General features: G+C 32.4%; 11 protein-coding genes. 8 read left to right on the top strand and 3 right to left on the bottom strand.

All coding sequences use genetic code 11. From position 1 onward, the window contains the following. A partial coding sequence (locus tag LBV24_RS12640; protein ID WP_224479024.1) for a hypothetical protein occupies nt 1-617 on the bottom strand: 617 nt, incomplete at its 3' end. Nucleotides 618-745: 128 nt separating this feature from the next. Then, a complete protein-coding gene (locus LBV24_RS12635; RefSeq protein WP_224479023.1) occupies nt 746-1327 on the bottom strand; it encodes an NUDIX hydrolase in 582 nt (193 codons plus the stop codon). A gap of 119 nt (nt 1328-1446) precedes the next feature. Here LBV24_RS12635 and pyrE point away from each other — a divergent pair, with 119 nt between their 5' ends. After that, nucleotides 1447-2091, top strand: coding sequence for an orotate phosphoribosyltransferase (gene pyrE, locus LBV24_RS12630; protein ID WP_224479022.1), 645 nt, complete (start codon nt 1447-1449; stop codon nt 2089-2091). A 24-nt stretch (nt 2092-2115) separates the two neighbouring features. Continuing rightward, nucleotides 2116-2511 (top strand): SRPBCC family protein, encoded by a 396-nt coding sequence (locus LBV24_RS12625; protein ID WP_224479021.1) that lies wholly within the window; start codon nt 2116-2118, stop codon nt 2509-2511. On the opposite strand, the gene LBV24_RS12620 is transcribed toward LBV24_RS12625, so the two are convergent. Continuing rightward, on the bottom strand, nt 2508-3239 hold the full coding sequence (locus LBV24_RS12620) for a biotin--[acetyl-CoA-carboxylase] ligase (protein WP_224479020.1): 732 nt from the start codon (nt 3237-3239) through the stop codon (nt 2508-2510). The genes LBV24_RS12625 and LBV24_RS12620 overlap by 4 nt on opposite strands. A gap of 95 nt (nt 3240-3334) precedes the next feature. Here LBV24_RS12620 and rsfS point away from each other — a divergent pair, with 95 nt between their 5' ends. From rsfS to LBV24_RS12590, 6 genes are all read left to right on the top strand, one after another. After that, nucleotides 3335-3706, top strand: coding sequence for a ribosome silencing factor (gene rsfS / locus LBV24_RS12615; RefSeq protein ID WP_224479019.1), 372 nt, complete (start codon nt 3335-3337; stop codon nt 3704-3706). Nucleotides 3707-3723: 17 nt separating this feature from the next. After that, nucleotides 3724-5667, top strand: coding sequence for an ATP-dependent zinc metalloprotease FtsH (gene ftsH, locus LBV24_RS12610; protein WP_224479018.1), 1944 nt, complete (start codon nt 3724-3726; stop codon nt 5665-5667). 103 nt (nt 5668-5770) lie between these two features. Continuing rightward, a complete protein-coding gene (locus tag LBV24_RS12605; RefSeq protein WP_224479017.1) occupies nt 5771-6379 on the top strand; it encodes an LUD domain-containing protein in 609 nt (202 codons plus the stop codon). Continuing rightward, nucleotides 6379-7197 (top strand): phosphatidate cytidylyltransferase, encoded by an 819-nt coding sequence (locus LBV24_RS12600; protein ID WP_224479016.1) that lies wholly within the window; start codon nt 6379-6381, stop codon nt 7195-7197. Before LBV24_RS12605 ends, LBV24_RS12600 begins: the two co-directional genes overlap by 1 nt. Then, nucleotides 7187-7837: a phosphatidylserine decarboxylase family protein gene (locus LBV24_RS12595; RefSeq protein WP_224479015.1), complete on the top strand. Its 651-nt coding sequence runs from the start codon at nt 7187-7189 to the stop codon at nt 7835-7837. Before LBV24_RS12600 ends, LBV24_RS12595 begins: the two co-directional genes overlap by 11 nt. Then, nucleotides 7837-8103: an acyl-CoA-binding protein gene (locus tag LBV24_RS12590; RefSeq protein ID WP_224479014.1), complete on the top strand. Its 267-nt coding sequence runs from the start codon at nt 7837-7839 to the stop codon at nt 8101-8103. The genes LBV24_RS12595 and LBV24_RS12590 overlap by 1 nt, the downstream gene beginning before the upstream one ends. Nucleotides 8104-8129 lie beyond the last annotated feature (26 nt).

Raw genomic sequence — 8129 nt, 5'->3', positions numbered from 1 at the left:
GTGTTTACCTGTTGTATTACAAGGCCTTCGCCCTGTGTCAATACATAAAGTACCGAATAATCATTTGGTACCACTGCATCTCCGTTTGGATGTGCCGATATCGTTACCTCTCCCGCTGAACATACCTGTGCCGAAGTTGCAGTCAGCGTTCCAGCGTCAGCAAGACATGATTCTTCATCAGTTATTGTGAAAACAATATAATCTGTATCACATGACCAACCTAAACCATGATCAAATGCATGCAAAGTTGCCTTAACTCTAAAAGAACCAGGCCCTATATTCCAAGCATTATTACCAGCAGGAAATGTGTATGGAAGAAGGTTTTCGACTATCTGAAAATTTTCATCCGTATCTAAGTTAGACACTTTGTAGCGTAAACTTTGTGAATAGCCACTAGTTATTGCATTTAAGTAAAATCCTTCTGGCAACTCATTAAGATTATAAGTACCATAATTTTCTATTGATATAGATTCATTTCCGTTTGAAAACTCAAAACTATCGATGTTACCACACCATCTAGAATCAGTTTGAGCAAAACTTGAAATAAATAAACTCAACATTAAAACAAATAGGTTAATTTTCAGATTTGGGGTCTGGAAAAGTAACTTGTTTCTCATTGCTTTTTTGTTTAATGTTTTACTACATAAAGTTAAACAAAATGCAAAATGATTTATTTCTTCCGCTAAAATTTTATGATATATTAACAGGAAATCAGATAAAGTGTATAATAATTAGGATAATTGGTTTAAACCAAAATTTTTATGTTAGCATAACTATTTTTTAATGCTTTTTGAGAATCTTGATCATTAAGCCATTTTACCTTAGTTATACCTTCCTTTTCTTGAGGAAATAGTTTACCATTAAAATTGGTCTTCATTTCAAACCAATAAGTAATTTTTATTTTATGCTTACCATTACGTTTAAAAATATGATACGTTGTAGGTAGTTCTTTAGTGATTTTTAAGCCTTCAACACCAGTTTCCTCTTCTACCTCTCTAATGGCAGTTTCTTGTATGGATTCCTTACCTTCTATTTTGCCTTTAGGCAAATCCCATTTGTTATTTCGATAAATAAACAGTATTTCGTTATTGGTATTGTACACTTTGCCACCACCAGCAATGACATTAGGAAGCAACTTCAAAAATCCAGATAATAATTTGTCAGGGTTTTTATGAATAAGATGCACACCCTTTAGATTTGTAGAATTTAAAGTTTTAATAACCTTTCCTATATTAACTGACTTTAGAAGAAATGACTTGAAATCAGTTTCAGGTTCAATCCTAGTCGTTAAGATTATAGGTTTATTACTTACATAAACAGTATACATTAAAAATACGCTTAATTACTTTATACGGTAAAAATATAATTTTTTAAGCGTTCAACTTTAAATTATAATTTATTTAAGTTTAAAATTTTATTACGTCTTAATTTGATTAATTTTGCATCATGATTTTTAACAAGGAAACAGCGAAAAAAACAGCCGAAGTTTTATTGCAAATCAATGCAATAAAATTACAACCTAATGACCCTTTTACATGGGCTTCTGGCTGGAAATCACCAATTTATTGTGATAATAGAATTGTTCTTTCTTACCCTCAAATTAGAAATTATGTAAGAGAAACAATGGCAAAACATATAGAGGAATATTATGGCAAACCAGACGTAATTGCAGGTGTGGCAACTGGTGCAATAGGCATTGGTGCATTAGTGGCTGAATATTTAAATCTTCCCTTCATTTATGTTAGACCAGAGGCAAAGAAACATGGTCGGCAAAATCAAATTGAGGGATATATTGAAAAAGGACAAAATGTAGTTGTGGTTGAAGATTTAATTAGTACAGGAAAAAGTAGTTTAAACGCTGTAAAAGCTTTGCATGAAGCTGATGTAACTGTTAAGGGTATGGTTGGTATTTTTTCTTATGGATTTGAAATTTCAAAAGAAAATTTTGAAAAAGCCAATGTTGAGTTGCACACCCTTGGTAATTATGAAACCCTATTAGAACAAGCACTAGACACTAATTATATTACAGCAAAGCAACAAGACATTTTAGCACAGTGGAATGCAAATCCAAGCGAATGGAACGCAAATTGATGTAGTTATTGTAAAATACAATTTATGAATTTAGAATCACCAAAAGTAACATTAGATAAAACTTCAGAAGAAGCGTTTAATTTTTTATCCCAAGTTGAGAATTTTGAATCTCTTATGCCAGAGAACATTAGCAAATTTGAAGTTTTAGAAAATGATAAATTTGTTTTTGCTTTAAAGGGAATGCCCGAAATTGTTTTAAAAAAGAAAGAAGAATTACCACATAGCAAGATTGTACTTGGGGCAGCAGGTGGCAAATTAGATTTTTCGTTGACTAGTCATATTTTAGAAATCTCGGAAAACCAAAGTGAGGTTCAATTATCTTTTCAGGGAGAATTTAACGCTATGATGGCAATGATGATTAAAGGCCCAATAAGTAAATTCATAGAGACTTTAGCGACGAACATGAAAACCGCAATTTAATACAGTAATTTAATTTCCTTTAGATCGAAAGTTCTAAAAATTTCGTCTTCAGTCCAGATAATTAGTTTGCCTACATTATCTATTCCCTTAATAATTCCAGAAAGTGTTTCGTCATTATTTAATTTGAATGTAGATGGCTTATTCATTCTGAATAACTGATTTTCATATTTATTTTTAATAAACGACTTTTTACCTGATTCAAGCAAATCAAAGTAAAATTGTATTTGCTTTAATATTTCAGACAAAATTTCTTCTTTACTGTAAATAATTCCTGTTAGTAAACTTAATGATGACGCTTGGCTTAAATCATTAAAAAATTTCTGGTTTATATTCAGTCCAATACCAATTATTGAGCCAACCATATAATTGTTCTTAATTATATTCTCGATTAATATGCCACAAATTTTCTTATTTGCTGACAAAATGTCGTTAGGCCATTTTATACGTAATTGTTTAATTTGAAACTTTCTTAAGGTTTCTGTAATGGCCAAAGAAACACACATACTTATATAAAATTGTTCCTGAATATTAAGCTTCGAAATTTTCTTAAAGACACTAACAGTGAGGTTTTTACCAGCTTCGGTCTCCCATTTTGTCCCCATTTGACCTCTTCCATTTGTTTGATGCTCTGATACAACAACCGTATAATCTTGAGGTATTGACGTTAAGGTCAATTCCTTTAGATAGGCATTTGTAGAGCCAATGGCATCAAGTTTGATTATATACATATCAAAAAGGGGTTTTATTTTATAGTTTTCTTATGATAAATACAACTTACAAGAACTAAAAAAATAATAACTTTGCATAAATTTAAATTAAATTAATGACGAAAGAAAAACCTAGTGCAGACCAACTCATTACAACAATAATTAGTGGTATTGAAGAGGTAAAAGGTAAAGAGATCACAATTTTAGATTTACGAGAAATAGAAAATACCGTTTGCGATTATTTTATTGTATGTGAAGGTACTTCAAACACTCAGGTTAACGCAATAGTTAACTCCATCCAAAAACAAGTTAGTAAAACCTTAAAGGATAAACCATGGCATGTCGAAGGAGAAGACAATGCAGAATGGGTATTAATGGATTATGTAAATGTGGTTGTACATGTTTTTCAAAAACAAGTACGCGAATATTACGATATAGAAAGTCTTTGGGGCGATGCTAAAACCACCCAAATTGAAACGAGTTATTAAAAAGAGAAAAGCTACGAATGGCAAAGGATAATAAAAATTTAAACAAGAAACCAAAAGTAAGCCCGTATTGGGTATATGGCGTGATAATCGCTGTTTTCTTATCAATACAACTATTTTCTGGTGGTTTCGCTAGTTCAACTGGTATGCAAACTACGCCAGCTCAATTTCTGGGGTATTTAGATAACGGAGATGTTGCTAAGGTTGAAATAGTCAATAAAAGAGAAGCACGCGTTTATTTAACAAAAGAGGCACAACAATTAGAAGTTCATAAAAAATCGAGACCAAAGTCAATACTACCTTCTGTTTCACCTATTCCTAATTATAAATTTGAATTCGGTGATTTACAAAACTTTGAAAAGGATATAAGGCAAAGTATACAAGACAATAACCTTACTACTGAAGTAAAATATGAAACAGAACAAAATGTCTGGGGAGATTTTCTTCTTACACTTTTACCTTTTATACTCATAATAGGTGTTTGGATATTTATAATGCGAAGAATGTCATCTGGTGGTGGCGGAGGCGCTGGAGGCCAAATATTTAATATTGGTAAATCCAAAGCCAAACTGTTTGATGAAAAAACCGATACTAAAACTTCATTTAAGGATGTTGCCGGACTTGAAGGCGCAAAAGAAGAAGTACAAGAAATTGTAGACTTTTTAAAATTCCCGGAAAAATATACGGCGCTAGGTGGTAAAATTCCCAAAGGTGCATTGTTAGTTGGACCTCCGGGAACAGGTAAAACCTTATTGGCTAAAGCTGTTGCTGGTGAAGCACAGGTACCATTTTTCTCACTATCAGGTTCTGACTTTGTTGAAATGTTTGTTGGTGTTGGTGCATCTCGTGTCAGAGACTTGTTTAAACAAGCAAAGGAGAAATCACCTTCTATAATATTTATTGATGAAATTGATGCAATTGGTAGAGCCCGTGGAAAAAGCAATTTTTCAGGTTCTAATGATGAAAGGGAGAATACTCTAAATCAGCTCTTAACAGAAATGGATGGTTTTGGTACAAATACAAATGTTATTGTATTAGCAGCAACCAATAGAGCTGACGTGTTAGACAGTGCGTTGATGAGGGCAGGTCGTTTTGATAGACAAATCTATGTAGATTTACCAGACGTAAGAGAGCGTAAAGAGATTTTTGAGGTTCATCTTAGACCACTTGTAAAAGATGATTCTTTAGATATCGATTTCTTGGCAAAACAAACTCCTGGTTTTTCTGGAGCAGATATTGCGAATGTATGTAATGAGGCCGCATTAATTGCAGCGAGAAAAGGTAACAAAACTGTGAACAAGCAGGATTTCTTGGATGCCGTAGATAGAATTATAGGTGGTTTAGAAAAGAAAAATAAAATAATTACTCCAGATGAAAAGCGAGCTGTTGCCTTCCATGAAGCAGGACATGCAACCGTTAGTTGGATGTTAGAACATGCAGCTCCATTAGTAAAAGTAACCATTGTACCAAGAGGACGCTCCCTAGGTGCTGCATGGTATTTGCCAGAAGAGCGCCTTATTGTAAGACCTGAACAAATGTTAGACGAGATGTGTGCTGCCTTAGGTGGTAGAGCGGCTGAGCAGGTTATTTTTGGCAAAATATCTACAGGAGCATTAAGTGATTTAGAAAAAGTTACAAAACAAGCGAGAGCTATGGTAACTATCTATGGTTTAAGTGAAAAAGTAGGTAATTTAACTTACTATGATTCATCAGGTCAATCAGAATACGGTTTCACTAAACCTTATAGTGAACAAACGGCTGAGTTAATTGACAAAGAAATTTCTGATATCATTGAGAAACAATATGATAGAGCAGTAGATTTATTAGCTGCAAATAAAGACAAACTGACTCAGCTCGCTGAAGTATTATTAGATAAAGAAGTAATATTTAAAGATAATCTAGAGAAAATCTTTGGAAAACGTCCCTATGATAAGGATGAAAAACTAACCGAAGAAGAAGAATAGAGACGCTTTACATCTTATAAAAAACTTAAATTGACTAAATGTTAATTTAAGTTTTTTTATATTTGATAAATACACTAACTACAGCATTAATAGCGACAATTGAATGAGCTTATTTCGTAAACTCTTCGGGAAAAAAAAGGATCCTTCTGAAGAAACTATACCAAATGAAGAGCGTGGCAAGTATATGCCAGAAATCAAGTTGCCTGCTGATGAGAGATTTACAATAAATTTCAAAGCTAATGGTGGTAAGTTTTTGTATTGCGAAAATATGGATGAGATTAAGGATAGCTTTAATTCAATTCTAATTGAAAATGATTGGCACAATAAGAAGGCCTTTATTATTGACGAAAGATTAGAAGAATTATTTAAAGGATTTGATCTTAAAAAATCTAAAAAAATATCTGAGACATCATATTTTCTTTCGACTTGTGAGTATTTAATTTCAGATGACGGATCGCTATTAATCTCATCAAATCAGATTGCCGAGAAAAAATTAAAGGAATTACCTCACAACTTCATAATTTATGCAACTACCAGTCAATTTGTAGAGAGCATTGGTGAAGGACTAAAGGGCATAAAGGAAAAAAGCAAAGCTACTATACCAACAAACATTACTACCATCAAACATTTTAAGGCTGCAGAAGATAAAGACTTCTTAACTTACGGTAGCAGCGCCAAAAACTTATACTTACTTCTATTAGAAGATTTATAATGAAAGAGCTATCCATTAGAGCCATTTCTGGGATTATATATGTATTACTTTTACTAGGATCGTTGTACTATCAAACAGGTTTGGTATTTGTAATGGCTATTTTCGGCATTTTGAGCCTAGTGGAATTCAGTAGGTTGATAAAACTTAATTCCTATATTCAATATGCACTATTTCTATTAATCTATTTTACATTTTGGTATATCTGTTTATGGAAAAACATATCAACCAGTAACGAGGTTATTCAAATTTTACTTGTGGTTACAATTTTTGTAAATCTTCTTTTAATTAAAGATTTATTCACAGAAAATAACATTCCGCTTTTTGAATCAAAACGATTTATTTTAACCACATTCTATTTAACAAGTGGATTTGTTTTTATGTTATTAATCGCTAATTATAACAATAGCTTTACCCCTCTTCTTTTGTTAGGTGGATTTATCCTAGTTTGGGTTAATGATAGTGCCGCATATCTTATAGGTAAGAATTTTGGAAAACAAAAGTTATTCCCAAGTATCTCACCAAAAAAAACTGTTGAAGGATTTTTAGGTGGGCTGTTTTTTGCCTGTGTTTCCAGTTACTTTATATTCTATTATACTGAAACTCTAACTTCTACCAATTGGCTAATTTTAGCAATAATTGTTAGTGTGATGGGGACATTTGGAGACTTAATTGAATCTAAGTTTAAACGGCAGGCTGGTGTTAAAGACAGTGGTGTAATTATGCCAGGTCATGGTGGTTTACTAGACCGATTAGATAGTCTTATCTTTGCATCACCATTTATTTATTTATTCCTTAGAATTTTAAATTATGTTTCATAAAGAAGGTCATAAAATTATATTTGTTTCTCTAATCATTGTTGTAGGATTATTTTTCTTAATAGATGGTTTTATTACTATTGAATGGCTAAGAAAAAGCTTAATGATTGGGGTCTTAATTTTCTTCATACTCATACTTCAATTTTTTAGAAATCCAAAACGACATACTCACGCTGATGATACTCATGCCTTATCACCTGTAGATGGAAAAGTTGTTGTAATTGAAGAAGTATTTGAAAAGGAAGTATTTAAGGACAAGCGCATACAGGTATCCGTTTTCATGTCTCCCTTAAATGTGCATGTAACACGTTATCCTATATCGGGAAATGTTGCATTTTCAAAATATCACCCTGGAAAATATTTAGTAGCATGGCATCCCAAGGCTAGTGAAGAAAATGAACGTACAACAGTTGTACTTGAAAATAAAACATTTGGCAAAGTCCTTTATAGACAAATAGCTGGAGCATTAGCAAAACGGATCGTTAACTATGCAAAGCCCAATTCCTTAGTATCACAAGGTGACGATTCTGGATTTATAAAATTTGGTTCGCGTGTAGATTTATTTTTACCTTTAGATGCCAAGATAAAAGTTGAACTGAATCAAAAAGTTCGAGGTGGCGAAAGTGTTATAGCAGAAATGTAATGACTGCAAAAGAATTAGAAATAGAATTTAGGGATGCTGTAGAGCGTGTAAACAAACACACAGAACCTTTCCCAGCAGATTTTCTGTTACGTCTTTATGCCTATTATAAAAAAGCCACAAATGACTATGGAAGGCCAAATAGTAGAAAGCCAATCATAAATGCATTTAAAACAAATGCATTATTTCAAGTACAGGATATTAGTCAAGACGAAGCAAAACAGGAATATATAAAACTGGTAAACAACTACTTTTTATATAGAGAATAAAGGATTAGTTGTATATCATTTTATAG

The sequence above is a fragment of the Winogradskyella vincentii genome (assembly GCF_020166345.1).
In the GTDB taxonomy this organism is placed as follows: domain Bacteria; phylum Bacteroidota; class Bacteroidia; order Flavobacteriales; family Flavobacteriaceae; genus Winogradskyella; species Winogradskyella vincentii.
Note: the sequence above shows the minus strand (reverse complement) of the source record. Positions and strands in the feature narration are given on the sequence as shown.